The sequence below is a fragment of the Neokomagataea thailandica NBRC 106555 genome, assembly GCF_001598495.1.
Classification (GTDB): domain Bacteria; phylum Pseudomonadota; class Alphaproteobacteria; order Acetobacterales; family Acetobacteraceae; genus Gluconobacter; species Gluconobacter thailandicus_A.
On the sequence record NZ_BCZB01000004.1, the window covers coordinates 1 to 25,834 of the forward strand.

The 25,834-nt window shown below is 52.7% G+C and carries 25 protein-coding genes and 1 tRNA gene; 16 read left to right on the plus strand and 10 right to left on the minus strand.

Features of this window, described 5'->3' with window-relative positions; all coding sequences use genetic code 11:
• On the plus strand, nt 1–1,144 hold a 1,144-nt coding region (locus tag NTH01S_RS02090), incomplete at its 5' end, for an ABC transporter ATP-binding protein (protein WP_068168703.1).
• On the opposite strand, the gene NTH01S_RS02095 is transcribed toward NTH01S_RS02090, so the two are convergent.
• The 5 genes from NTH01S_RS02095 to gpmI form a co-directional block, all read right to left on the minus strand.
• Nucleotides 1,102–1,614: an RNA pyrophosphohydrolase gene (locus tag NTH01S_RS02095; RefSeq protein WP_068168706.1), complete on the minus strand. Its 513-nt coding sequence runs from the start codon at nt 1,612–1,614 to the stop codon at nt 1,102–1,104. The two genes, NTH01S_RS02090 and NTH01S_RS02095, sit on opposite strands and share 43 nt — an antisense overlap.
• Before the next feature lie 16 nt (nt 1,615–1,630).
• Complete coding sequence (locus NTH01S_RS02100; RefSeq protein ID WP_169802031.1) at nt 1,631–2,584, minus strand: divergent polysaccharide deacetylase family protein; 954 nt, start codon at nt 2,582–2,584, stop codon at nt 1,631–1,633.
• A 77-nt stretch (nt 2,585–2,661) separates the two neighbouring features.
• Nucleotides 2,662–4,116: a S41 family peptidase gene (locus NTH01S_RS02105; RefSeq protein WP_068168712.1), complete on the minus strand. Its 1,455-nt coding sequence runs from the start codon at nt 4,114–4,116 to the stop codon at nt 2,662–2,664.
• 125 nt (nt 4,117–4,241) lie between these two features.
• The gene (locus NTH01S_RS02110; RefSeq protein ID WP_169802032.1) at nt 4,242–5,588 is read right to left on the minus strand and encodes a murein hydrolase activator EnvC family protein; all 1,347 of its coding nucleotides are present in this window, start codon (nt 5,586–5,588) and stop codon (nt 4,242–4,244) included.
• A complete protein-coding gene (gene gpmI, locus NTH01S_RS02115) occupies nt 5,575–7,122 on the minus strand; it encodes a 2,3-bisphosphoglycerate-independent phosphoglycerate mutase (protein ID WP_068168718.1) in 1,548 nt (515 codons plus the stop codon). The genes NTH01S_RS02110 and gpmI overlap by 14 nt, the downstream gene beginning before the upstream one ends.
• Nucleotides 7,123–7,297: 175 nt before the next feature.
• Here gpmI and msrB point away from each other — a divergent pair, with 175 nt between their 5' ends.
• From msrB to NTH01S_RS02135, 4 genes are all read left to right on the plus strand, one after another.
• The gene (gene msrB, locus NTH01S_RS02120; protein ID WP_068168720.1) at nt 7,298–7,702 is read left to right on the plus strand and encodes a peptide-methionine (R)-S-oxide reductase MsrB; all 405 of its coding nucleotides are present in this window, start codon (nt 7,298–7,300) and stop codon (nt 7,700–7,702) included.
• A gap of 142 nt (nt 7,703–7,844) precedes the next feature.
• Nucleotides 7,845–8,483: a uracil phosphoribosyltransferase gene (gene upp, locus NTH01S_RS02125; RefSeq protein WP_068168724.1), complete on the plus strand. Its 639-nt coding sequence runs from the start codon at nt 7,845–7,847 to the stop codon at nt 8,481–8,483.
• A 193-nt stretch (nt 8,484–8,676) separates the two neighbouring features.
• Nucleotides 8,677–9,969, plus strand: a complete 1,293-nt coding sequence (locus NTH01S_RS02130) for an NAD(P)/FAD-dependent oxidoreductase (RefSeq protein WP_068168727.1) — start codon at nt 8,677–8,679, stop codon at nt 9,967–9,969.
• A 190-nt stretch (nt 9,970–10,159) separates the two neighbouring features.
• Entirely contained in the window at nt 10,160–11,482 is a 1,323-nt protein-coding gene (locus tag NTH01S_RS02135) for a radical SAM protein (RefSeq protein WP_157070835.1), read from the plus strand.
• A gap of 343 nt (nt 11,483–11,825) precedes the next feature.
• Here NTH01S_RS02135 and NTH01S_RS02140 read toward each other — a convergent pair whose 3' ends face one another.
• The 4 genes from NTH01S_RS02140 to NTH01S_RS02155 form a co-directional block, all read right to left on the minus strand.
• Nucleotides 11,826–12,194 carry a hypothetical protein gene (locus NTH01S_RS02140; RefSeq protein ID WP_068168731.1) on the minus strand — a complete coding sequence of 123 codons (369 nt, stop codon included), beginning with the start codon at nt 12,192–12,194 and terminating at the stop codon, nt 11,826–11,828.
• A gap of 5 nt (nt 12,195–12,199) precedes the next feature.
• Nucleotides 12,200–13,339, minus strand: coding sequence for a DNA adenine methylase (locus NTH01S_RS02145; RefSeq protein ID WP_068168734.1), 1,140 nt, complete (start codon nt 13,337–13,339; stop codon nt 12,200–12,202).
• The gene (locus NTH01S_RS02150) at nt 13,336–14,172 is read right to left on the minus strand and encodes a hypothetical protein (RefSeq protein ID WP_068168736.1); all 837 of its coding nucleotides are present in this window, start codon (nt 14,170–14,172) and stop codon (nt 13,336–13,338) included. Before NTH01S_RS02150 ends, NTH01S_RS02145 begins: the two co-directional genes overlap by 4 nt.
• Before the next feature lie 284 nt (nt 14,173–14,456).
• Nucleotides 14,457–14,546 (minus strand) — tRNA-Ser (locus tag NTH01S_RS02155).
• A gap of 222 nt (nt 14,547–14,768) precedes the next feature.
• On the opposite strand from NTH01S_RS02155, the gene NTH01S_RS02160 reads away from it, so the two are divergent.
• The 11 genes from NTH01S_RS02160 to NTH01S_RS02210 all read left to right on the plus strand — a co-directional run bounded on the left by NTH01S_RS02160 (nt 14,769) and on the right by NTH01S_RS02210 (nt 24,747).
• A complete protein-coding gene (locus NTH01S_RS02160) occupies nt 14,769–15,242 on the plus strand; it encodes a Spy/CpxP family protein refolding chaperone (protein ID WP_084366884.1) in 474 nt (157 codons plus the stop codon).
• Nucleotides 15,243–15,385: 143 nt separating this feature from the next.
• Complete coding sequence (gene ffh, locus NTH01S_RS02165; protein WP_068168740.1) at nt 15,386–16,804, plus strand: signal recognition particle protein; 1,419 nt, start codon at nt 15,386–15,388, stop codon at nt 16,802–16,804.
• Nucleotides 16,805–16,845: 41 nt separating this feature from the next.
• A complete protein-coding gene (gene rpsP / locus NTH01S_RS02170; RefSeq protein WP_068168742.1) occupies nt 16,846–17,202 on the plus strand; it encodes a 30S ribosomal protein S16 in 357 nt (118 codons plus the stop codon).
• Between the two features lie 31 nt (nt 17,203–17,233).
• On the plus strand, nt 17,234–17,791 hold the full coding sequence (rimM, locus tag NTH01S_RS02175; protein ID WP_068168744.1) for a ribosome maturation factor RimM: 558 nt from the start codon (nt 17,234–17,236) through the stop codon (nt 17,789–17,791).
• Complete coding sequence (gene trmD / locus NTH01S_RS02180) at nt 17,788–18,492, plus strand: tRNA (guanosine(37)-N1)-methyltransferase TrmD (protein WP_068168747.1); 705 nt, start codon at nt 17,788–17,790, stop codon at nt 18,490–18,492. Before rimM ends, trmD begins: the two co-directional genes overlap by 4 nt.
• A 24-nt stretch (nt 18,493–18,516) precedes the next feature.
• Nucleotides 18,517–18,897 carry a 50S ribosomal protein L19 gene (gene rplS, locus NTH01S_RS02185; protein ID WP_068168750.1) on the plus strand — a complete coding sequence of 127 codons (381 nt, stop codon included), beginning with the start codon at nt 18,517–18,519 and terminating at the stop codon, nt 18,895–18,897.
• Nucleotides 18,898–19,058: 161 nt separating this feature from the next.
• Nucleotides 19,059–20,513: a 3-isopropylmalate dehydratase large subunit gene (leuC, locus tag NTH01S_RS02190; protein WP_068168752.1), complete on the plus strand. Its 1,455-nt coding sequence runs from the start codon at nt 19,059–19,061 to the stop codon at nt 20,511–20,513.
• Complete coding sequence (leuD, locus tag NTH01S_RS02195; protein WP_068168755.1) at nt 20,513–21,139, plus strand: 3-isopropylmalate dehydratase small subunit; 627 nt, start codon at nt 20,513–20,515, stop codon at nt 21,137–21,139. Before leuC ends, leuD begins: the two co-directional genes overlap by 1 nt.
• The gene (leuB, locus tag NTH01S_RS02200; protein ID WP_068168759.1) at nt 21,136–22,245 is read left to right on the plus strand and encodes a 3-isopropylmalate dehydrogenase; all 1,110 of its coding nucleotides are present in this window, start codon (nt 21,136–21,138) and stop codon (nt 22,243–22,245) included. The genes leuD and leuB overlap by 4 nt, the downstream gene beginning before the upstream one ends.
• An 80-nt stretch (nt 22,246–22,325) precedes the next feature.
• A complete protein-coding gene (locus NTH01S_RS02205; protein ID WP_068168762.1) occupies nt 22,326–23,528 on the plus strand; it encodes a pyridoxal phosphate-dependent aminotransferase in 1,203 nt (400 codons plus the stop codon).
• A gap of 16 nt (nt 23,529–23,544) precedes the next feature.
• Nucleotides 23,545–24,747, plus strand: coding sequence for a pyridoxal phosphate-dependent aminotransferase (locus NTH01S_RS02210; protein ID WP_068169097.1), 1,203 nt, complete (start codon nt 23,545–23,547; stop codon nt 24,745–24,747).
• Between the two features lie 24 nt (nt 24,748–24,771).
• On the opposite strand, the gene NTH01S_RS02215 is transcribed toward NTH01S_RS02210, so the two are convergent.
• Nucleotides 24,772–25,755 (minus strand): phytanoyl-CoA dioxygenase family protein, encoded by a 984-nt coding sequence (locus NTH01S_RS02215; RefSeq protein ID WP_084366886.1) that lies wholly within the window; start codon nt 25,753–25,755, stop codon nt 24,772–24,774.
• Between the last annotated feature and the right edge of the window lie 79 nt (nt 25,756–25,834).

The following is a 25,834-nucleotide window of genomic DNA, read 5'->3' on the forward strand; positions in this document are numbered from 1 at the left end:
GTCTGCCTTGCTGAATGAGAGCTTTGCTTTGGCGCGTCAGGTGCGGATTTACCGCATGGAAGAGCGTGAACAAGCGCGAGTGGATCAGTCTCTCTCCTTGTTACATATGGCGTTTTTGCAGATTGCTAAGGGCCGTGCACGTGTTGATCCAGTGTTGGAAGTGCTGGGTGGTACGGCGGTTGCTGTGGTGCTTGGTTTTGCTGGGTGGCGCGCGGCGATGGGCGGAGCCACGCTGGGCGATTTTACAGCGTTTATTACGGCATTATTGACGGCGGCGCGGCCTATTCGTGCTTTAGGGTCGCTCAATACGGCTTTGCAGGAAGGGCTGGCAGGGTTGGCGCGGACCTTTGCGGTGATTGATGAGCCACCGGCTGTGTCTGAGCGTGTGAATGCGCTGTCTGTCCCATCGGGGCAGGGCCGTTTGGCGTTTGAAAACGTGGCGTATCGTTATGACGATGGGCGTGAGGGATTGCGTGGTGTCTCCTTTACAGTAGAGCCGGGTGAGACGGTAGCGCTGGTTGGGCCAAGTGGGGCTGGTAAGTCCACGGCCTTGTCATTGATCCCGCGTTTGCACGATGTAAGTGCCGGTAACATTGCCCTCGAAGGGGTGGACCTGCGGGATTTGAGCCTTGCGTCTTTGCGGGATTCTATCGCGTTTGTAAGCCAAGATACCACGCTCTTTGATCTCTCATTGCGTGAGAATATCTGGATTGGGCGCCCGAAGGCCAGTGCTGATGAGGTTGAGCGTGCGTGCCAGATGGCGGCAATTGATTTTGCAGATGCCTTGCCTGACGGATTGGACACGCGCGTTGGGCCAGGGGGGCAGCGTTTGTCCGGTGGGCAGAGGCAGCGTGTTGCCCTTGCACGGGCGTTACTGCGGGACCCGCGGGTTCTTTTATTAGACGAAGCGACGAGTGCTTTGGATTCCGATAGTGAAGCGCGTGTTCAAGAGGCGCTGGCAACGTTGCGCAAAGGACGGACGACGTTGATTGTCGCGCATCGTCTTTCCACGGTGCAATCTGCGGATAAAATTATTGTATTAGACAAAGGCATGGCTGTGGAGTGTGGCAGTCACGCCGAACTGATCCGGCGTGATGGGCTTTATGCGCGGCTGGTGCGGAGCCAGTTATTGGAAGCCGCTTGAAAAAGTGCTTCCAACTCGGGGAGTAATGCAGCGTAGAGCTCAGCTTTGAAGCCGAGATTACGTTGTAAAAGCTCCTGAGGGGGCAGCCATTCCCATGCGTTGAATTCGGCAGGTTCGTGGAGGTCGAGTTTGATCTCTGTGTCATCGCCATCAAAGCCAAAAACAAACCATTTTTGCGTTTGTCCGCGATAGCGTCCCTTAAAGGCTTTGCCGAGAAGTTCGCGGGGTAGGTCATAGCTGATCCATTCCGTTTTTTCGGCGAGGAGGGTGGCTTTATTGCAGCCCGTTTCTTCCCATAATTCACGTAAGGCTGCTGTTTGCGGGTCTTCGTCTTTGTCTATGCCGCCTTGTGGGCATTGCCAAACGGAGCCGGGAAGGTCACTCCTCTGCGCGACGAAGAGCTCGCCTTTACGATTAAAGAGCGCGATACCGACATTACGGCGGTAGGGAAGGTCTGCGTAATCAACCATCGGTGGTTTCTCTGGTCTAATGTGTGGAAAGAGGTGGTGTGTCCGCCAAGGCTGACGGTGGCGTAAGGTAAAAATGTGCTGCTGAGGCGCTGTGCAGCCATGCTGTGAGGCTGTGAAGCGCAGCAGGGGTCAGGGGCGTTATGACGAGTATGATGGCACCATGTGCCTGTGTGGAAGGGGTTAAGCTGTTGAGAGACTGCGTAAGCTCTTCAGGTGTTGTATCACCATTGAGGCATTGTGTGGCCGTGATGCCGCGTGTGGGGCGCTCAGATGTGCTGTCTCCGTTAAAATAGAGCAATCCGTGCCGGGTGATCGTTTCAGCGATGTCATGAAACTCTTGCGATTGTAGGTAGGTGTTATCGGTTTGGGTGCAGCCCGCACCTGTGACGTCTGTCATGCCGGTTATGTTTTGGCTGCGTGAAAGCCACCAGCTTAGTTTTTGCTGTTCGTGAGCCGGACTTTCGCCGGTGCCGAGTGTCTGTGAGCCGGTATCGGTATGGTCCGGGTCGATACTGCGCATGGGCAGGGACATATAGACTTCGTGCTGGGCGGCTCGTGAGGGAGGGATGAGCGCAGGCAAGGAGGTCAGATATGGGGAGATACTAAAAGCGACAGGCGCGGGAAGGGTTAGGAGCGCTTCATGGCTGAGTTGTGCGCTATAGCCATAGCCAGCGAGCATAATAGCGAGGGGGATGCGGTGTGCTTGCGCTGCGGCCTCAAGGGGGCTGAGGGGCGGTATGGGCTTATTTTTTGGGGGAGGTGTCGGAAGAATTGCAGAGGAGGCCACCGTGGCTGCCGTCAGTGGAAGGGCGGATGATGCTGCGATGTGAGGTTGGGGTGGCTGTGTGTTGGGGGGCGGTATGTGGTGGAGTTCAGCTTGCGGTGATGGGGCAAAGTGATGGATGGTGAGAGCAAGCGCTGAGCCGATTGTGAGAATGCCGCCCCAAAACAGCACGAGTGCCTTTCCCATGAGTGGAAGACGTCCCCAGAGGGACGCCTTTTCGTGGGGGTGAGGCAGAGTGTTGCGCTGTTTCATCGGGTAAGAGTCTAGTGTGTGCCACTGCTTTTATGGGCAGTGGCGTCGTGCTTTTCTGGTGCGGTTGCAGTGGTTTGTTCTGTCGGGACGGGAACCCCTGCGAGTGCACTCAGCACTTTAAGGCCCTGCTGTAGTTGGAAATCTGTCCCAGGTTTTGCCGGGTCAAAAGCAGGCCAGTTTGCAGGCGGAGCTTTGGGAATGGATTTGGCAATAGGGGGCAAATCGGTGCGTGGCTCTGCCACTGTGCGATTGCCGCCAATATTGGTGAGGATATGGGAGAGGTCTGCCTCACGGTATTCAAAGTTATCGTCATCATGCGTTTCCGCTACGGGGATATCGGGCGTAATGCCTAAGCCCTGAATGGAGCGGCCTGATGGCGTGTAATAGCGTGCGGTTGTGAGGCGAATGGCACCCTGATCACCAACGGGGATCAAGGTTTGTACGGAGCCTTTACCGAAGGTTTTTTCGCCCAGAATAATCGCGCGGTGATGGTCTTTGAGGGCCCCTGATACGATTTCACTGGCGGAGGCGGAGCCACCATTGGTCAGGACCACGATGGGTAGGCCGTCGGTAATATCGGTGCCGCGTGCATCCCAGCGTTGGTTATTTTCAGGATGACGCCCACGGATAGAGACGATTTCACCATCTTTAATGAAGTCATCAGATACAGCGATGGCTTGATCCAGCTTGCCGCCGGGGTTGGAGCGCAGGTCAAGGATTAAGCCCGTGAGTTTGCCGCCGCGTGCGCGTGTTTTGGCTTCCGCTTGCAACTTGCGGTATGCGGTGTGCATGGCGTTTTCGAGGTCATCATCAAATTCAGTCAGGCGGATATAGGCCGTGCTGCCATATAGGGCGGAACGGACAATTTGTACGTGGATGATTTCACGCTTCAGATCAAAATTAAGGGTTTTACCAGTTTTAGGGCGGACGATGGTCAGGCTGATGGATGTCCCCGCATCACCGCGCATTTTACGAACGGCTTGGTCCAGTGTCAGGCCATCAATGCTTTTATGGTCCACCATGGTGATGAAATCACCGGGCTGGATACCTGCTTTGGCCGCAGGCGTGTCATCAATGGGGGAGACAACGCGGACATGGCCGGATTCATCTTGAACTTGTAGGCCAAGACCACCGAACTTGCCGGAGATCTCGGTTTGCATATCTTTGAACTGTGCCGCCGTCATATAAGATGAGTGCGGGTCAAGATTGCCCACCATGCCGTCTAGCGCATTATTGATCAGGTCTTTGTCAGAGACTGGGTGCACGTATTCGGATTTGACGACATCCATGACCGTGCCAAACAGTGTGAGCAGGCGAACGGTTTCGGCGCTGTTATCATGTGATGTCTCACGCGCTAATGCGGATGAAACGCTGCTGACGTGGCCTAATGTGTGCAGGGCGGTTGGGCCGAGAACGGCGCCGGCGAGGAACGCGGTGCCCAGCAGCATGCCTTTTCGGAACGTCATGTCATCTCCAGTCTTGGGCCTTGCGTTTCTTCCGCGTGCATCCGGCGGAAGCATAACCCGGGAAAGCTTGTTGAAGTGTTAAGGGACTGTATCGCGTCTGGCGCAATCCGCAAACCGGGGAGATATTATAGGAAGGGTAAGGGGCTAATTGTGCGTGTGTCCCGGTGTAGCTGCACGAAGAGATGCGGTGCTTCGGACGGCATTTGCCCCAACGTGGCGGCTTGTTTTACGGAACTGCCCGGGCTGACGCTGATGGTGCCAAGGCCCGCGAGGACAAACCGATAATCGCTCCCGCAATGAAGAATGAGCATTTGGCCAAAGGAGCGGAACGGTCCTGCAAACTCGATTTGGCCGGAACATGGGGCATGAACAGCCGCGAGAGGTGCTGGGGCATAGGTTACACCTGTGGCTGGCCCCGCTTCTGTTTCTTGGCCCCAAGAGGTGACGATGGGGCCGGTGACCGGGGCATGTCCGCCCCCTGTATGTGGCGCTTCGCCGGGGGAAAGGGTTTTGACGCGCGCTCGTGCGGCGCGGGCCTGTGCAAGTTGATGAGCACGGGCTAAGCGGCGTGCTTCGGCTTCTAAAGCAGCGCGTGCGTGGGCTTCTTGCATGGCTAATGCGGCAACAGCGTTGCTGAGGGCGGCGGCGTTTTGTTGGGCTTCGTGTAGGCTGCGTTGTGCGTCAGCGGCAGATTGTTGGGAATGGGCTGATTGTATAACGGCCCGCCGTGAGCGTGTGGCGGCGAGTGTTGCTTGTCGGGTTTGGGAGCGGCGGAGTGTATCGAGTTCGGCTTCGCGGTTTGTCAATGTTTGAGACAATGTCCCGAGTTGTGTTTGCTGTGCGCGCAGCGTATCGGCCCGATTATGCGTGAGGCGTGTCATCCCATCTAAAATGGCTAGGGTTGTGGCCGCACGGGGAGCGGATTGTGGCGCGGTGAACAGTGCGGCATTGGGGCTTTGGGAAACGTGCAATAACACAGGAAGAAAAGTAGAAAGGGCACGGTTTTGAGCAGAAATGGCCTGCTGTAAACGGGTGCGTTGGGCCTGTAGGGAGGCGATTTCGCCTTCAAGGTTTTGGATGTGACGTTGCGTGCTATTGAGCGCAGCTTGTTTGGTGCGGCTTTGTTGCGCGTAGGTTTTAGCGCGTGTTTGGTCCTGTACTGCTACGTTCTGCGCTGCACGTGCCGCTTGTTGCTGCGCAGCAATTGCTTCGGATGCGGCTTTTTCTTTCGCTTCCAAAGCCTTGCGTGCGGCAATGGCTTGGGCGAGTGCACGTTGCCCTGCGGAGGGAGGGGGTGCAGGCGCTTTATGGTGCGGTGTTTTGTGATGATGAGCGTCAGCATGCGCTTTGCTGGAAGAGAGGGCCCCTCCCAGCAAAAGCGTGCCAATCAGCAATCCATGATTGAGACCGCGCCGAAAAGGGGAAGCCCTGAGTGGCGCGGCTTGATAATGGGCAGCGTTAGACGGTTTCAAGATGATCGGCGGTGATGAGAGATTCACCAGTCATAGCCTCAGGCTGTGGAATGTTGAGCAGAGCCAGAAGCGTTGGAGCAAGATCAGCCAAGCGCCCATCATGGATGGTATGGCCGTGTGCATGAGCCAAGATCACGGGCACAATGTTGAGCGTATGGGCTGTGTGTGGCCCGCCGGTTTCTGGGTCACGCATGGTTTCACAGTTGCCATGGTCTGCTGTGACAAGGAGGCTGCCACCAGCGCGCTGAATAGCAGCGTCAATCTTGCCGAGGCCCGTATCAACGGTTTCACATGCTTTGATGGCGGCAGGGAGTGAGCCTGTGTGCCCGACCATGTCTGGGTTTGCAAAATTGAGCACCAGAAGGTCAAACTTGCCGGAATCAATGGCCGCGACCACTTTTTCTGTCAGCTCAGGGGCGGACATTTCTGGCTGCAAGTCATAAGTGGCCACTTTAGGGGAAGGCACGAGGATGCGCTCTTCTCCTTCAAACTGCACTTCGCGGCCACCGTTTAGGAAGTATGTGACGTGCGGGAATTTCTCAGTTTCTGCTGCGCGGAGTTGTGTTTTCCCTGCTTTGGAGACCACTTCGCCCAGAAGATCATGCAGCGGTATTTTGGGGAATAGTACGTTGGTGTAAGGGGCGAGCGCATCTGAGTAGCGGGACATGGTTGCTACGGAGGCGAATTTGACCACACGCCCACGGTCGTAACCGTCAAATTGGGGCTGTAGGAGTACATCAAGCAACTGACGGATGCGGTCTGCGCGATAATTGCAGGACAGAATGCCGTCTCCGTCTTTCATGCCCTGATAATCGCCTAGAACATGTGGGAGCACGAATTCATCGGTCTTGTCTTCAGCATAGCTGGCTTCCAGAACGCTGAGAGCATCCTTGCCTTTTGGACCTTCGCCGTCACGCATGGCAGAGATGGCGAGGCCAACGCGTTCCCAGCGGTTATCGCGGTCCAAAGCGTAGTAGCGGCCGCTTATGGTGGCGACTGTTACGCTTTTGGGAAGGGCTTCTAAAATTTCGGTGATGTATTCTTTGCCCGATTGTGGGGCTGTATCGCGGCCATCACTGAACAGATGAACAGCAACGGGGACGCCAGCTTCGCTCACAATTTTGGCAAGGGCGATGAGATGCGCTTGATGGGCATGAACGCCGCCCGGAGAGGCCAGCCCCATGAGGTGGCATGTGCCGCCAGATTTTTTGAGCGCATCAATGAAGGCGAGAAGCGTCTCATTTTTAGCAAGAGATCCATCGCGGACAGCCCGGCTAATGCGGGGTAGATCTTGCATGACCACGCGGCCCGCGCCGATGTTGAGATGGCCAACTTCAGAATTGCCCATTTGACCTTCTGGAAGCCCGACATCTTCGCCGCAGGCTTTGAGGAAAGCATGAGGGTTTTCAGCCCATAGGCGGTCAAAAGTAGGCGTCTTAGCCAGACGGACGGCATTGTCGGCGTTATCTTCACGCCAGCCAAAACCGTCAAGAATGACGAGCATAGCTGGGCGGCGGGGTGTAGATGCGGACATGGCAAATCTCCGATTTGCGCGGCGTCTGGGTAAGGCACCGTGACTTTTCTGTTGCGCGCGCATCATGCCACTTTTTTGCATAAATGCGAACGGGGGAATGTGTCCCTCTGATAGGATATGGGGGTGAAACCCTATATGATGTCAGTCAATTACCTGTGTGTAGAGGAATGATGTCATGGGGCAAGAGCCAGAAAGCAGTTGTGGCCCTACGGGGTGTGGTGTGGGGCTGACGCCTGAACAGCGTCGTATTTTGCGTGAACATGGGACAGAGCGGCCGGGGTCTAGTCCTCTTAATGATGAAAAGAGGGAAGGGCTATATGCCTGTGCCGGGTGTGGGCATGTGCTGTTTGAGTCGGCTTATAAGTATGACAGCGGCAGCGGTTGGCCATCGTTTTTTGCGGTGCGTGATGGGGTGCTCGGCACGACGGAAGATGTGCGGTTTGGTATGTTACGGACAGAAGTGCACTGTGGTGAGTGTAAGGGGCATTTGGGGCATCTGTTCCCAGATGGTCCACCACCGACCGGGCTGAGGTATTGTATTAATGGCCTCGCCTTGGAGTTCCGCCCTAAGGAGGCTTAAAGGCATACAAAATGTGACGAGTCGTTGTGTAGGATGAGGAAGGGGGGTATCTTTCCTTATCTTTTATATGTGTGCCTGTTTGTTTTGATAGGCTGCGTGTTGCGCTTGTGTCATCGGGGCGTAGCCGTTTTGGAGAGTATTCATGAGTGTGTCCCCCATCGTTCTTACGCATCCACTCGTTCGTCATAAGCTAACGCGTCTGCGCGACAAGACAACATCGACCGCTGGTTTTCGCCGTTTAACCCGTGAGTTGAGCTTGTTGTTGGCGTATGAAGCAACGCGTGATTTAGCGTTGGTGTCGCGTGATATCTGTGCGCCGAGTGGCCCGATGGTTGGGGAAGAGTTGGACGGTAAGAAGCTGTGCTTCGTATCGATTTTGCGGGCTGGGAATGGTCTGTTGGATGGTATGCTGGATCTCGTACCATCTGCGCGTGTTGGGCATATTGGCTTGAAGCGGGACCATGATACGCTCGAAGTGAGTGAATACTATTTCAATATGCCGAGTGACGTTCCGGGCCGTACCTGCATTGTGTTGGACCCTATGTTAGCCACGGGTCATTCGGCTGCGGCGGCCATCGCGCGGGTAAAAGAAGCTGGTGCGCGTGATATTGTTTTCGCGTGCTTGTTGGCAGCTCCAGAAGGGGTGGCACATATGAATGAGAAGCACCCTGATGTGCGTATTGTGACGTGCTCGCTGGATAAGCATTTGGATGAAAACGGTTATATTGTGCCGGGTCTGGGTGATGCGGGGGATCGTTTGTTCGGCACGCGTGAGCGTTAATGTATATTCTGCCCCGCCTCGTTTTTTGGGGCGGGTTTTGTGCGCTGTTATGGCGTGCATATTCTTTGAAAATCTGAGCGGCAACACAAATCCGTTAACACCGTATTGCTCATGATCTGTTGATCTCATTTTTTGAACATTTAGGCGTAGTCTGCCCCGCGACGCAGCGTAGGCAGATGAAGGCCGTAGGAAGATGTCAGATCGCTTTGAGGTTTTGATTGTTGGCGGTGGGGTAGCGGGGCTTTCTCTCGCGACGCAACTTGGCAAAAGCTTAGGAAAGCGAAAAAAAGCACGCATTACGCTGATTGATAAAAGCTTTTCACATGTCTGGAAGCCGATGCTGCATCGTTTCGCTGCGGGTACGGTTCTGAGCGAAAATGACCGGATTAGCTTCATTACTCATGCGAGTGGGCATCATTTTGAGTTTTGGCCCGGTGAAGTGATTTCGATTGATCGGGCAAAGCGGAAGGTTGTTTTGGGGGCGTTTCATGCGCCTGATCAGTCTTTGGTGCTGGAAAGCCGCACCATGCATTATGATGCGTTGGTTCTGGCGGTTGGTAGTTGTGCGAATGATTTTGGCACGCTGGGCGTTAAAGAGCATTGCTTATGTATTGATAACCTCGTGGAAGCGAATGCTTTTAACGAGAAATTTCGGATGGAGCTAATACGTTCCTTCGCGAATAGTACAAAGTTGGACATTGCTATTGTTGGCGGCGGCGCTACGGGCACGCAGCTGGCTGCAGAGCTGCATAAAGCGTTGGATATTTTTGACCCTTATAGTTTGCATGCTTTCGGGCGTGTTCCACCAAAGTTACACATTACGCTTTTACAGTCAGGGGCACGTATTCTTCCGGCTTTTCCTGAAGAAGTGTCACGCGCAGCGCAAACGGAGCTAGAGCGTTTGGGGGTTACGGTGAGGACATCCTCACGTGTGGCTGGGGCAGATGCAACGGGCCTGACGCTGAAAGACGGAACTTATATTAAGGCGCCTCTTAGAGTGTGGGCGGCTGGTGTGAAAGCGCCCGACGTGACGCAATCTTATGGTGGTTTGGCGCTGAATAAGACAGGACAGGTTCTGATTAATGCGAATCTGACAGCGAAGGATGATGAACATATTTTTGCGTTAGGTGATTGCTCCTTTATCGAAGGCGACCCATTGCCGGCTACGGCGCAGGTGGCGCGTCAACAGGCTAATCACTTGGCGCGTCATTTGCCGGCTTGGGTGGAGCATGGCCATGTTGTTCCGTCGTGTGTGTTTCGGAATAAGGGCGCGATTGTTGCTCTTGGGAAATATAATGGCTGGACGGCATTCCCAGGGGGGACGGTATGGGGTGGTGGGGCCTCACATGGCTTCGCGGCGCGTATGGGGCATTTGCTGCTCTATCGTCAGCATCAGGTCGCGTTGTACGGTTTTTTGCGCGGGATGATGTCTTTTTGCTCTGACTGGATTGAGGGGCGCGTTCGCCCGTCGGTGCGGTTGGATTGAGGCGGTATTGGGTGGGGTCTGTCTTGAGCGCTTGTCTCGTTTTTATTGCGGCGGAAGCATGTAAAATATGGGCAGAGGCTTCTTAAGGGCACCTTATCATGCTTAAGGTAACGGATCAGAGCCCTCGTTGAAGCTGTAGGATGTCCGATTGCAACGCGTCAGAAAATTAAGCAAGACATTGCTACATGCCTTGAAGGGCTCTTTCTTTCAAAAAGGCCGGATGGAGGCCGCGCAAGAAGCGCCTGAAAAACCTCTTCTTGGTTTTGTTGATCATATTGGTTGTGAGCATGTTCATGGCTGGGTGATGGACCCGGATGCTCCTGGTCGGCGTATCAATGTAGAAGTCTTTTTGCCGGAGACGGGAGAGAGTTTTGGCATAGGTACGGCAGATCAGTTTCATCATGGCATTTCAGGCATTGGTGATGGTAGCCGCCGTTATGGTTTCTGGTTGCAGGTGAAGCGTGCGCTGACGCAGAACGAACAGAAGAATGTACAGGTTCGGGAAGTGGGCGGTAGGGGAGTGCCGTTCTCGCCGCATATTGGTTCATGGCATCCCTTACTGCATGTGGCGATGGATATTGTTGATAACTGCAATCTTCGCTGTCCATTCTGTCTTTATGATTATCGGAATGTGCGTAAAACAAACCTTATGTCACGGGAGACATTGGAGGCGGCTTTACGGCTTTTACCGTATACTAGAGATGGTGAGTTTTGGTTTTCTTGCCTTCATGAGCCATCGTTGCATCCAGATTTGCTTGCGTTTTTGGATGCAATTCCGGAGTCTATGCGGAAAAAGGTTTTCTTTACGTCAAATATTGCGCGGCGGCAGTCGGAGGCTTATTTTCAGGGGCTCGCGCAGAGCGGGATTGATCATATCAACATCTCACTCGAATCTCGTAGGCCAGAAATTTATGAGCGCATGCGCAAAGGTGCGCGTTTTCCAATTTTTATGGAGAATTGGGATAAATTGATCACGGCTTTTCATGAGGCTAATTCAGCCGTGGCTCTACGCTATGTCATCATGGCTTATAAATCGAATTTTCAGGAGCTGCCGGCTTTGACGCAGTATTTGGTTGATGAGCGGCGAGCTGCGCAGGTTGAAATTCGTCATACGTATGACGTTCCCTTTATTGCTCCAGCCTTTCGAGAACAAGAATTTTTGACGGAGGAAGACTGGGACTGGCTGCACGCTAATCTACCGACTTTGGAGCCAGGGAAGCTTCTTTTAGATAGACCGCCTGTGGACGCGCCTTCAGTGGAGGGGGGAGAGAGCCAGAATGAAGTATTACCGTCATCGGATGTTGGGTTTCTGCCGGGTCAGTATTTGGCGCGCTTAACGTGGGATGGTACTTTGGAGCTTAAAGGTATTAGTCGTGCGAGTGTCGGAAGCTCCATGATTGAAGTGCCAATTTTGACCAAAAATATCAAAGAAATTGATGATATAGAGGGGTTTTTCCGTTCACTGCATGAGGTGGATGTGTCACGGCTTAGTTCTGGGTCTTTGGCTATATAAGTTAAGCGTCTTTGCGCTCATAAATTATGGAGCCTTTTCGTGTTGTGGAAATTATGAGTGTTATTTAACGATGGCCTGTTCGACCTCTTGTTGACTCTTCCACGATGGCCGCCAAATTAATGCTAAAAAAGTGTTCTGTCACGGTATGATGCCAGTAAGTGCTCTTGCGGCTCATGGAAACGATGACGTTATGCGTAGCGAGGTGATGACGGTATTCCTTGGAAGAAAACTGTGACTCATCCAACGCACTGATCAGTGCTGCGTCTCGCATCACAACACAAAAATCCTGATATTCTAAAAATTTTTCTTTTTCTCTTCGAGAACATGCTGTCAAAAATGGGCTTTACAAATCGTATGATACTGTAAAACCCGTCGCCTCTAAGAGTCTTGCGCCTTGGCGTAGGGCGAAGAACCGTGGGTGGTTTGTGTTAATGTAGAAATGTGTCGTCCGGTCCTTGCCTTCAAAACGACGGTACGCAGGAAATGGCCTACCATTCTTTTGCTCGGGGGAAGCCGCTAGAAGAAAGTTCTTGCCGCTGGTGCAAAATGGTAGCGTTAGCTCTGCCAGCGCATTATGTTTATCGATAAAGTTAAGGACTGCACATAGGAATTCGGGTACATTATCACCAGTGATACGTTGATCTCCGACATTCACAGCAAGGCAGAAGCTAGTCCTTGCATCTCTTGCTGTGGGATATGGGTGAGATTTCATCTGCTCTATCTCTTTTTTAGAAGGAAAATAAATTCGCGGTTTGGCTTTTGAGCGTCTCTAAGCCAGTCGTTTGTCCATACCATTGATGCCATAACGTTTTCTTTATGGTCGACCTCGATCACTTCAACTAGCTCTCCAGCGTCATTCATTACTTCGTACAACTCCTCAGCCGTAGCGCGCCCGCCAGAACTGTATGACAGCATAATGTATCGTGCTGATGCCTCGGTGATGAGACGTTTGATCGCTTCTACTGCAATGAAATGGCCCTCCGGATTTTTGCGGTATTCTTCAAACACGGAAGGATCGGCATTATCTCGTGAATCTTGACGCCGATTAACTTTTCCAAATAAATTTGGTTTGTCATTTAAACAGATTGTAGTCCATACGTGATAATATGAAGAATATCTTACGCGAGAAGGTGGCATTTTTTCATTATTAGACCCATAAGGCGGGTCGAAATAAGCTAAATCTACATCTTCATTTTTTATTGTATCGAATATATCTCCGCGAATTACTGAATGATTTCCTGTACCTTCAATAATTTTTGGTAATTTCATTGTCATATTATTGTATGATCGAGGGGACCATTCGCGAAGATATGACGAAAAGTGACCTATAGTACTGTCTACTCTATCCATTGCTAGTATAAGGCTAGTAATTGCTACGCATTTATCATTGAAAGAAATTTGTAAATTATCTATTTCCTCCCTTATACTGTCAAGTTTGCGGGTGTTATGTATCTGCCATGGCATTTTTTGTTGAATGTTTTTATGGTCATTATGCGCAAATCCGCCGTAATGCTCACTAAACCAACCATCTCTTCCTGGAAGGGCGTTTAAATGTGCGATCAGTTCTTCGTAGTACGCTTTCGGCTTTTTCGCCTTAAGATAGCACTGGCCAAACACTTCTGACCATATAGCTTTATCGCTACTTATGACGTTATACTCAGAAGATGCGAAAGCCTGAGACACTCGTGTTGATCCAGAAAAGCCGTCAAGAACTGTTTTCGCGCCAGACTTTTTAGCTAAGGTCAATATTTGTGGTATTAATTTTTTCTTAGAGCCAGCATATTTAATGCCTTCTGTCTGTGGTATAATTTTTGTGTTTACATCAAACGGGCCAGTTTTTGGTGATAACTTACTCATAGACCGTTCGCCGTCTTAATAGATTTAATATTTTTTTCTATCTCACGTAGGGCCGCAGAGTGTCCTTCCTCAGATGACACTAGGGACTGAGACAATAGTTTCACTAGAGTTAAATTGTTAGAATAATCGACCCAGCCATTCGTGATGCTTTCAAAGTGTTTAAAAGCATTGCGGGTATGGGTCCACAAGCCTCGCTGTAGTGCGTTTGCTGTAGCATCGCCATAACGAACCTCACAGATATAACCGCCTGTATGATCATAAAACCGGAAGACTGGGTGCCTACGCCCATGTCCCACGTGGAAATGCTCAATTCGAGCGGTTTGAGCTTTGGCGGCGTCATAATCGAAAACGAGGATGTTGCATCTTTGTTGTTTCTCGTCATAGATCAGTGGTAATACATTTATCTGTGAAAAAACCAAGAAAGCTGGATCATTGAACACGTCTTCAATACGAGAGCGATCTGTAATTGAATGATCTCCCTCGCGAACTAGGCGGGGATACATGAGGCTACTTTTATCTGTCGATAATTGTAATGGTCCGTCACCGTAAGCTTTCAGGCTGACGTGAAATTCTGCCTTAGTAATCTTATTGATTACAGTTATATCTTCCTCGCGAGATTTGGCTCGGTATAAATCCTTGCCAACGTGTAAAGATTCAAAATCATTCATGTATTGATTTATAAACTCAGAGACGGCGATTTCTGCTAAATCGCCGTGTGTTTTATTGCCAACAAGTCTCATTGTAAAAATATTACTAAGGGTTGTTCTGATAAGTTCTGGATTCTTGGCGATAAATAACTTCAATTTAGATGTGAAATCTTTGTATGCATTCATAATGTGATATTTCTCCAATTAAATATTGAGATTATACGTTGTGAATCGCTCTTGGCAATCATTGTGGTGGGGGGGGATCGTCCAAATCTAGGCTGACTAGTGTCCGGGATCGTTTTTTGAAGCGCGGCCGTGTAAGTGCATTCCACTCTTCCTTTCGGCCGTCTTGGGTCTTAAAGATCTAGAACAAAACCGTGGCATATCCAAGATTGGGTCATGCTAGGCTAGTGACGTAGTGTTGCGTGCACATTTTCTAGGCAATTGTTTTTACGGAGAAAATAAATCAGTGGCGGAGAGGGTGGGATTCGAACCCACGGTACGCTCTCACGTACGGCGGTTTTCAAGACCGCTGCCTTAAACCACTCGGCCACCTCTCCTCCATGATGTTCAAATTCATGAACGTCATGTCTGGAGCGTCTTGAAGCGCATAATGCCATCTCTCGTCAAGGGGGATAATGCGATTATTTTGGGTGGGGATTACTTTTTGACACTCTAACCCCGGAGTTTCGTAACATTTTTTTTGGCATGCTCCTGTTTGGGTCGAGGGTTAGCTTCGGCGTGACATGTAATGTTCTCGTGAGCGAGGTCTAATAAATCTTATGAAATCTATGCGATTGGCTCTTCGTGTGTTGGGTGTGTTCGCGGTTGCGGTGCCTGGCGTGATGTTGGCGCAACCTGCTGTGCATTTTGGTGGTATGCCGCCTTTGCTAGTTCCGCCGGGCGTCGTTTTGAGTGATGCGCAAAAAGCGCAAGTGAAGGCATTGCTGCATAATGATCATGCGGTAGATCGTGAGCGGCATCAGAAGCTTGATGCTTTGCGCCATCACATTATGGATGGTTTGACGGTCGAGGGAGCGTTGGACCGTGAGCATCTTGCGCAATTAAGTGCGCAGGAAGCGGCGCTGCATGCTGAGGAAGCGCAGGGGCGTTTGGCAGTGCAAGAGAAGATACATGATCTTTTGACGCCTGAGCAGCAGCATCAGGCATCGGTGACTGCGCATAAGCTGCATGAGTTGCATGAGCAGATTGATGCGTTGACTGGGCGTCCGCCGGAGCCGCCCGTTGGTGAGTAGCTATAAGAGCGAATCTATTACGGAGAATCCCCTATTTGCTTGACCTTGAGTGGGGAAAGCGATAGGGGAGGTTTCGTTTTCGGACACGCCACACCGCGAAGGCTCGCGCAGTGGCGCTTTTTTGTTGCGATAAGGTAGTCCCGTTGTTCGATCGTCTTTCAGGCAAGATGTCCGGTGTTCTCGAAGGTCTCTCCCGTAATGGGAAGCTCTCTGAGGACGATGTTACGGAAGCAATGCGTGAGGTCCGCCTCGCTATGTTGGAAGCGGATGTTGCGTTGCCAGTGGTGCGCAGCTTCGTCAACAATGTGCGTGAGCGTGCTGTTGGGCAGGAAGTGCTGGAGAGTGTGTCTCCGGGGCAGGTTGTTGCAAAGATCGTTAACGACGCATTGATTGATGCGTTGGGCGGTGCCGGTGCAACGCCGTTAAATCTGTCTGCCTCTGCTCCTGTGCCGATTTTGATGGTTGGCTTGCAGGGTTCTGGTAAGACGACGACATCCGGCAAAATTGCGCTGCGTCTTTCTTCGCGTGAGCGTAAGAAGGTGCTTCTGGCGAGTTTGGACGTGCAGCGTCCTGCTGCGCAGTTGCAGTTGCAACAGCTTGCTGAACGCGTGAATGCCAGTACTGGTCTGGTGACATCTTTGCCAATCGTAGCGGGGCAAAGCCCTGTTGAGATTGCTCAGCGTGCGCTCGATGTTGGACGTCGTGAAGGGTATGACATTGTCATCCTCGATACGGCTGGCCGTTTGTCGATCGATGAAGCGCTGATGGAAGAAGTTCGTCAGATCCGCGCTGTGTCGAACCCAGCAGAAACGCTGTTGGTTGCGGATGCAATGACGGGGCAGGATGCCGTGAACACCGCGCAGGCCTTTAATGAGGCTGTCGGGATCACGGGTGTTGTGATGAGCCGTATGGATGGTGATGCACGTGGTGGTGCTGTCCTGTCCATGAAGGCCATTACGGGTGCGCCGATCAAGTTTACCGGTGCTGGCGAAAAGCTGGAAGCACTGAATGAGTTTCACCCAGAACGCGTCGCTGGACGTATTTTGGGATTGGGTGACGTCGCTGGTCTCGTTGAAAAGGCGTCTGAGACGCTGGATCATGAGGAAGGCGAGCGCGTTGCTAAAAAGATGCTCGCGGGTAAGTTCGACCTCGACGACTATGTGTCTCAGATCAACCAGATCAACCGTATGGGTTCGATTTCGGGGATTTTGGGCATGTTGCCGGGTATGGGCAAGCTCAAGGATATGCTGGGTGATAAGGAAATCGATCAGTCGATTTTCGTCCGTCACAAAGCAATCATTTCGTCCATGACGAAAAAAGAGCGCAAAACACCCGCGATCATTAAAGCTTCGCGCAAGAAGCGGATCGCGGCTGGTTCCGGTACCAGCGTGCAGGAGGTTAATCGCCTTCTCAAGCAGTTTGACGACATGTCCACTATGATGAAGCGCATCAGCAAAATGGGCCTTGGTGGCCTGATGCGCGGCATGGGTGGTGCAGGTGGTCTTGCGGATATGATGAAGGGTATGCCGGGTGGCCCCGGTGGTCGTCCGCCTTTCCGTTGATCCGTTTTTAGTAGTTTTTGGTTTTCTTTCAGGAGTTATTCATGAGCCTCAAGATTCGCCTTTCGCGCGCTGGCGCTAAGAAGCGTCCTTACTACCACATCGTTGTTGCTGACAGCCGTAGCCCACGCGATGGCCGTTTCATCGAGAAGGTTGGTGCGTACAACCCAATGCTGCCGTCTGATCACGCTGATCGTATCAAGCTGAACGACGAGCGCATCAAGCACTGGCTGTCCAATGGTGCACAGGTCACAGACCGTGTTGCACGTTTCCTTGGCAACGCAGGTCTGGCTCCTAAGCCTGTCTTCCGTGACCAGCCGAAGAAGTCTGCTCCGAAGGCTAAGGCTCAAGAGCGCGCTAAGGAAGCTGCTGAAGCCGCTGCCGCAGCTGCTGCAGCTTAATTTAGCATTTATCGAACCGGTGAGCTGATCCGTGGCCCGTTTCAAATCTGATACTGATGTTCTGGTTGCGACCGTTGGTCGGCCGCATGGTGTGCGTGGCCTTGTGCGCCTGCACGCTGCGACGGATGAACCGGAATCAGTAGAGGCGTTGAATCCTTTGCATGATGAGCAAGGGGTGGTCTGGAATGTACGCTGGGTTTCGCCTGGGGTGGCGGCGTTAGAAGATGGGCAAGGGAATGCTTTGCCGGATCGGAGCGCTGCTGAGCGGTTGGTGAACCGCCGTTTATATGTTGCACGAGAGGATTTGCCTGAAGCTGAGGAAGACGAATTTTACCATGCTGATTTGATCGGCTTGGAAGCGTTTTCGGGTGAGGGTGAGTCGTTTGGTGTCGTGACGGTGGTTCATGATTACGGGGCTGGTGTCAGTCTTGAAATTGTACCCGCTCAGACAGGAAAAACCCTGATCGTGCCGTTCACACGGGCATGTGTGCCTGAAGTCGATTTCGCAGCGCAGCGTTTGCTCGTTGTGCCACCGCATGAAATCGAAGTTGAAGGCACACTTGAGGGTGAGGTCCAGATACGCTCATGACGTGGCGTGCGGATATCCTGACCTTGTTCCCGGATATGTTTCCGGGGCCGCTCGGCTTTTCCCTTGCGGGGCGAGCTTTGGAGCGTGGGCAGTGGTCTTGCACAGCGCATGATTTGCGCAGTCATGGGCGTGGGCGCCATCGTGCGGTGGATGATACTCCGTTTGGTGGTGGTGCTGGCATGGTCATGCGACCGGATGTTCTAGATGCAGCGCTTGACGCGTTGCCGGAGCGTGAAGGTCGCCCGATTATTTATCCGACCCCTCGTGGGAGAAGGTTGGCGCATCAGGATGTCACACGTTTTGCTGCGGGCAAGGGTGTGGTTGTGCTGTGTGGCCGCTTCGAAGGGATAGATGAGCGGGTGCTGGAAAAACACAATATCGAACAGTTTTGTATGGGCGATGTCGTGTTATCTGGCGGTGAAATTCCAGCTCTCACTCTCTTAGATGCCTGTGTGCGCCTTTTGCCGGGCGTTATGGGGTGTGAGGCAAGTGGGCAAGACGAGAGTTTTGCTGATGGCTTGTTGGAGTACCCTCAGTATACGAAGCCAGCGAATTGGGATGGGCGGGATGTTCCGCCAGTTCTGCTCTCTGGCCACCATGCTGCCATTGCTCAATGGCGGCATGAACAATCTCTTGCCGTCACACGTGAGCGCAGACCGGACCTCTGGGACGCGTATCAGATACGGCAGCCGGTTCATTGAGTTTTTGTTTTCAGGAGTTTGGTCATGAACACTATTCAGCAGTATGAGGCACGCGAAATCGAGCGTCTGTCTAACGCTCGTGCGGTCCCAGAATTCATCGCAGGTGACACGGTTCGCGTTGGCGTCCGCGTTGTTGAAGGCACGCGTGAGCGTGTACAGAACTTTGAAGGCGTTGTTATTGCGCGTTCAAACAAGGGTCTGAGCAGCAACTTCACGGTTCGTAAGATTTCGAACGGTGAAGGTGTGGAGCGTGTGTTCCCGCTTTATGCGCCTTCTATCGCAAGCATCGACGTTGTACGTCGTGGTAAGGTTCGTCGTGCGAAGCTGTACTACCTGCGTGGTCGCTCAGGTAAGTCTGCGCGTATTGCAGAACGCCCACGTGACGTTGTGAAGACAGCGTCCTAATCTTAGGTAACAAAAACTAAGATTAAGCCTTTTAGGCTTGCCTTTTCTTGCAATAGATGCTCTCTCTGCGCAAGAAAATGAAGATGCCCGCCCGTCATACGGCGGGCATTGTCTTTGTGGCAGCCCCATCATGGGGCTCAAAGCGCCGGAGATAGAGAGCTATGTGTGCAGGTTTTGCGCCGCGAACGTTATTTGACAAGATCTGGGATGATCATGTCGTTGAGCGGCTCGAGGACGGAACGTGCATCCTATATATTGACCGGCATCTCGTCCATGAAGTGACGAGTCCTCAAGCGTTTGAGGGTTTGCGTTTGGCAGGGCGTCGTGTACGCCGGCCAGATGCCACGGTGGCTGTTGTGGATCATAATGTCCCGACATCTGACCGTTCCCAGCCGATTGAAGAAGCGGATAGCCGCTTGCAGATCGAAACGCTGGAGAAGAATGTCGCCGAATTTGGCGTTCCTTATTTTCCATTGCTCTCTGCCTCTCAAGGTATTGTTCATGTGGTCGGGCCAGAGCAGGGGATTTCTCTGCCGGGCATGACGATTGTGTGTGGTGACAGCCATACATCTACGCATGGTGCCTTGGGCTCCTTGGCGTTTGGTATTGGTACCTCTGAAGTTGAGCATGTTCTGGCAACACAGACATTGCTGCAAAAGCCCGCGAAGAATATGCGCGTCCGTGTGGAAGGTACCGTTGGGCCGGGTGTCACAGCCAAGGATATTATGCTGGCCATTATTGGTCATATCGGTACAGCTGGCGGTACGGGGCATGTGATTGAATTTGCCGGTTCGGCCATTCGTGGGCTGGATATGGCTGGGCGTATGACGCTGTGCAACATGTCCATCGAAGCAGGGGCTAAGGCCGGTCTGGTTGCGCCGGATGAGACGACGTTTGCTTATGTAAAGGGGCGCCGTTTTGCGCCTAAGGGTACAGATTTTGAGCAGGCATGTGCGTACTGGCGTAGCTTAGCGAGTGATGACGGCGCTACGTTTGATCGTGAAGTCGTGCTGCGTGCAGAAGATATTGTACCCTCTGTGACATGGGGCACCAGCCCGCAGGATGTTCTGCCGATTGATGGTGTGGTGCCGACGCCTTCAGATTATAAAGATCCCGCGCAAGCGGCGCAGGTGCAGCGCGCTCTGGATTATATGGGGCTGACGGCCGGGCAGAAGATTGCCGGTACGAAGGTTGATGTTGTGTTTATTGGGTCCTGCACGAATAGCCGTCTTGAGGATCTGCGCGCAGCAGCTGCTGTGGTGAAAGATCGCCATGTGGCTGAAAATGTGCGTGCTATGATTGTGCCGGGTTCGGGTTTGGTTAAGCAGGCGGCGGAAGCTGAGGGCTTGGATCGTATTTTCCTTGATGCGGGTTTTGAGTGGCGTGAGGCGGGTTGCTCTATGTGCTTGGGGATGAACCCTGATCGTTTGACGCCGCAGCAGCGTTGTGCCTCAACATCCAATCGTAATTTTGAAGGTCGGCAAGGTCCGGATGGGCGGACGCATCTGTGCTCTCCCGCTATGGCGGCCGCCGCAGCGGTGACGGGTGAGTTGTGTGATGTGCGCACGTTAATGGGTTTGATGTCCGGCTCGGATGTCGTGCGGGAGGCAGTGTAATGGATAAGTTTACGGAACTGACGGCCATTGCGGCTCCGATGCCGAATGAAAACATCGACACGGATCAGATTATCCCGGCGCGCTTCTTGAAGACGATTCAACGTACGGGGCTTGGGCGTAGTGCTTTTGCCGCGCAGCGTTATGATGCGGATGGGAATGAGAAGCCTGATTTTGTTCTCAATCAGGAGCCGTATCGTCAGGCTGAAATCTTGATCACCTATGATAACCTTGGTTGTGGTTCATCTCGTGAGCATGCGCCTTGGGCTTTGTTGGACTTTGGGTTTCGCTGCGTGATCGCGCCGAGCTTTGCGGATATTTTCTTCAATAACTGTTTCAAGAACGGCATTTTGCCGATCCGCTTCCCGCGTGAGGTTTGTGACCTGCTGATGTCGGATGCGCGGCAGGGTGCGAATGCGCGTTTGACTGTTAACTTAGCTGAGCAGGTGGTTATTCGCCCTGATGGGGAGAAGATCCCGTTTGAGGTTGACCCGTTCCGGAAGCATTTATTGATCGAGGGGCTGGACGATATTGGCCAGACCTTGGCACATGATCAGAAGATTACGCGCTTTGAAAGCGGTGAGAAACGCAGCTGGGTGCCGTCTGTGGATATGGGAGCAGGTCAATGAGTGAAGCGTCAAAACTGCTGGTTCTGGCGGGTGATGGTATTGGCCCGGAAGTTATGCGCGAAGTGGCGCGTATTGTGCATTGGCTGGAGCGTCATCGCGGCTTAAAGCTGGAGATTACGGAAGAATTGGTCGGTGCGGCGTCTTTGGCGGTACATGGCGTGCCGATCCGCGATGAAGTGATTGCGCTGGCGAAGCAGTCAGACGCTGTGCTGTTCGGTTCGGTTGGTGATCCGGCGTGGGGGCATGTTGGCTTTGATAAGCGCCCGGAAGTGGCAATTTTGAAGCTGCGTAAAGAGCTGGAACTGTTCGCCAATTTGCGTCCGGCGCAGCTTTTTGATGCACTGTTAAGTGCATCGGCCTTGAAGCCAGAAGTGGTGCGTGGCCTTGATCTCATGATTGTGCGTGAGACGGTTGGTGGCATCTATTTTGGTGAGCCACGCGGTATTGAAACGCTGGCAGATGGCTCCCGCCGTGGGATTAACACGGAAGTTTATACAACGGCTGAGATTGAGCGTGTGGCGCGTGTGGCCTTTGATTTGGCGCGTAAGCGTGACAACCGGGTATGCTCGGTTGAGAAGTGCAATGTCATGGAAAGCGGCCTTCTGTGGAAGGAAGTCGTGACGGATTTGCATGCACGTGAATATGCGGATGTTGAACTGTCTCATATGCTGGCCGATAATTGCGCGATGCAGTTGGTCCGTGACCCGAAGCAGTTTGATGTGATCGTAACGGGCAATTTGTTTGGTGATATTTTGTCTGATCTTGCGTCAATGCTGACGGGGTCTTTGGGCATGCTGCCATCGGCCACGTTGGGTATTGTGCGTGACGATGGAAAGCGCAATGCGCTGTATGAGCCTATCCATGGTAGTGCGCCGGATATTGCAGGTCGTGGTATTGCGAACCCACTGGCGCAAATCCTCTCCTTTGCCATGTTGCTGCGTTATTCGCTGGGGCGTGGTGAGGATGCTGAATTGATTGAAAAGGCCGTCTCGAACGTGTTGGCGAGTGGTCTGCGTACGGCAGACATCATGTCGGAGGGCATGGCGCTGGTTGGTACGGAGATGATGGGCGAAGCGGTCCTTCGTGAGATGGACAAGCTGGCTTAATGCATTACTGTCCCCCATGAGCCCGTTGGTGGCCATGGGGGATTTTTTTATCTTTATGGTTTGTGGTTGGAACTGAGAGCATGTCCATCATCGCCGAGCGCTTACAGCGTGTTACGCCGAGTCAAACGGTTGCCATTACGCAAAAAGCGCGTGAGCTACGTGCCGCAGGGAAGGATATTATTAGCCTTTCCGCAGGTGAGCCTGATTTTGATACGCCTGATTTTGTAAAAGAGGCGGCGATCCGCGCTATTCAGGCGGGTGAGACGAAATATACGGATGTTGCTGGCACGGCGCCTTTGCGGAAGGCCGTTGCGGAATGGTTGAACCGTGATTTCGGGCTGGATTATACGGCGGACGAAATCTGTGTTTCGACCGGCGGTAAGCAGGTGATTTATAACGTGATGGCGGCCACGCTGAATGCGGGTGATGAAGTCATTATTCCTGCGCCAGCATGGGTGTCTTATCCGGATATTGTGAAGCTTGCGGATGGTGAGCCTGTTTTGGTGCAGACTGCGCCGGAGAATGGTTTTCGCATGACGGCAGAGCAGCTTCGTGCGGCGATTACGCCGAAGACGAAGTGGCTGATGCTGAATTCGCCCAGTAACCCGACGGGTGCGGTGTATCGTGAAGAGCATCTGCGTGCGTTGACGGATGTGTTGTTGGAGCATCCGCATGTGTGGGTGTTGACCGATGATATGTATGCGAAGCTTATGTATGGCAGTGAAGCCGCGCAGACGGTTGTGCAGGTTGAGCCGCGTTTGCGTGAGCGTACGGTCACGATGAATGGTGTGTCCAAAGCCTATGCCATGACGGGCTGGCGTATTGGTGTTTCGGCGGCACCGTCGGCATTTACGAAGCAATTGGTGAAGTTGCAGGGGCAGAGCACGAGCAACACATGTTCCATCGCGCAGGCTGCGGCCTTGGCAGCGGTGACAGGGCCGCAGGACTTCATTGCGGAAATGGTGTCGGTTTATAAAGAGCGGCGTGATGTGGTGGTGGGCATGCTGAATGATGCTCCCGGCTTGTCGTGCCAGATGCCAGAGGGTGCCTTTTATGCGTTCCCGTCTGTCGCCGGGGTTTTGGGGAAGACGACGCCTAAGGGTGTTGTGCTGGACACGGACGAGGCTTTTGTGACCGCGCTGCTGGATGAGACAGGCGTGGCGGCTGTGCATGGTAGTGCATTTTTGACGCCGGGTTATTTCCGTGTGTCCTATGCGACGAGCACGGAGCTTCTGCGTGAAGCGTGCACGCGTATTCAAAGTTTTTGCCGTAGTCTTGTTTGATCTGGAGCCTGCTAAGATGTTTCGTCCTGCTGCACGTATCGCGACTTTGCCTAAGCCAGCGACTATTGCCATGGCGGCAAAAGCCCGTGAACTGCGTGCGGCGGGGGCGAATGTTATTTCACTCGCCTTGGGCCAGCCGGATTTTGCGTCACCTGCCGTTGCTGTTGAGGCGGCTTATGCGGCGGGGTTAGCAGGTGATACGGGGTATCCACCGATCCCCGGTCAGAAGGCGCTTATCGAAGCTATTCAGGCGAAGTTGTTGCGGGATAATGGCGTTACGGCTACTGCGAGTCAGATCATGGTGGCCAATGGCGGCAAGCAGGTTATTTTCAATGCGTTCATGGCGACTATTGATGATGGGGATGAGGTTGTTGTCCCTGCGCCATATTGGGTGAGCTATCCGCTTATTGCACAAATGTTTGGTGGGCGGAGTGTCGAAGTCCCTTGCCGGGAGGAAGATGGGTTTCGTCCTGACCCGGAGGACATTCGTGTGGCCATTACGCCGAAAACACGTTGGTTGGTTCTGAATTTTCCGAATAATCCAAGCGGTGCCATTTTAGAACGTGCAGATCTTGAGGCGCTGGCCGAGGTGCTGCGGGATGCGCCTCATGTCATGGTGATGTGTGACGAGATTTATGAGCATCTGACGTTTGATGGGCGTCAGCATGTCTCGCTCTTGTCGGTCGCGCCGGATTTGGCTGATCGTGTTCTGGTCGTGAATGGTGTGGCGAAAGCCTACGCGATGACGGGGTGGCGTGTTGGTTTTGCGTGTGGTCCGGCGCCGTTAATTGCAGCGATGATTGCGGTGCAGGGCAATGCAACCTCTGGTGTGTGTACGCTGGCGCAGGCTGGCGCTGTTGCTGCGTTGAATGATGGCGGCGATGGTATTGCTCTCATGCGTGAGACCTATGAGCGGCGGCGCAATAAGGTTGTGGCTGCGCTGAGGACGATCCCCGGCTTGAGCTGTGCGATGCCCCAGGGGGCGTTTTATGCGTATCCGGGGATTGCGGCTTTGTTGGGAGGCACGAGTGGGCAGGGGCGGGTTTTGTCGCATGATGTGGCCTTTGCGGAGGCGTTGTTAGAAGAATCTCATGTGGCGACGGTGCCGGGTGCTGCTTTTGGGTTGGGGTCGCATTTGCGCTTATCTTTTGCGGCCTCTGATGAAGATTTGGCGGAAGCGTGCCGGCGTATTGAGGCTTTTGTCCGGGCTATTCGTTAGAGCGGAATTGCGCCGGACGGTATGCTAGACAAGGGGGAAGTCGAACTGTGCATAATAGCTGCCATCGGCTGTTTGGCGCTTGAGATGGGCCATATCCTTGCGACTAATGCCGGAATAGTGGCAAATTAAAGCTGGGCGCATACATGCTGGCCAAGGCGCTGATGCAGGGCTGCCTCGGTGCATGAGGCGTCCATGCCAGATGAGAATATCACCTTTTTTGGCAATGAATTTTTGTGTGGCTTGGCCACGTTCTGTGATCTCATTATGGATTGCGGGAACGACAAATCGCTCTGATGTTTTTGGCCAAGTATCAAATCCTTCCGGCGTGCGATGATCTCTTTCAGTGGGGTGCATCCAGCGTTTTACTTTATCTTGGCGCATCAGAGGCCATGTGTGCGAACCGGGAATATATTCGAAGGGGCCGCATTCTTCATGGATATCTCCCAGAGCGATCCAAACGGCAAGATACCAGCCATTGACATGTTCGGGGTTTAAATAGTCATCCTGATGCCAGTCTCGCTCGGTGCTGGCCCATCCTGTTAGTGATAAATGGAGCATGGCAGGTTCGGTCAGTATTTCTTCGAGAAGGTCACTCAAAGGTTTGAATAATGCCAGAGCTTTAATTTCGGGTACGTGGATATAGGGAGTGGGGGATGACCAGCCTCCGATATATTTATTAGGGTCTTCGTCTTTTAGTTTGTCGCGCCGTGCAATATAGGCGTCCATAAGGGCGTCTGGGAGAAAATTTCTTTTGATGAGAACGCCATTTTCGCGCCATTCTTTTTGATTTTTGGTGAGTTCGGTCTCGTTAATATCGGGGCGATCGAGGGGAGGAATGAGAGAAGGGTTTGGAGCCTCGCTGAGGTCTGCAAAAGATGGTGTGCCCTCGTGTGGAGGGGACCAAGTAGTATTTGGAGATAGGTTTGAAGTAAGGGGGGTAGGACGCATGATGTTTCGTAGGGATTGTGATAACCGTGTCCGATAGACGCCTATTTTTTTCAAGAACATCGTGGGGTCCAATTTTGAATATATCTATTCAATTATAATGTACTTATTTTTTGATTATGCAAATATATTCGTGGATTTT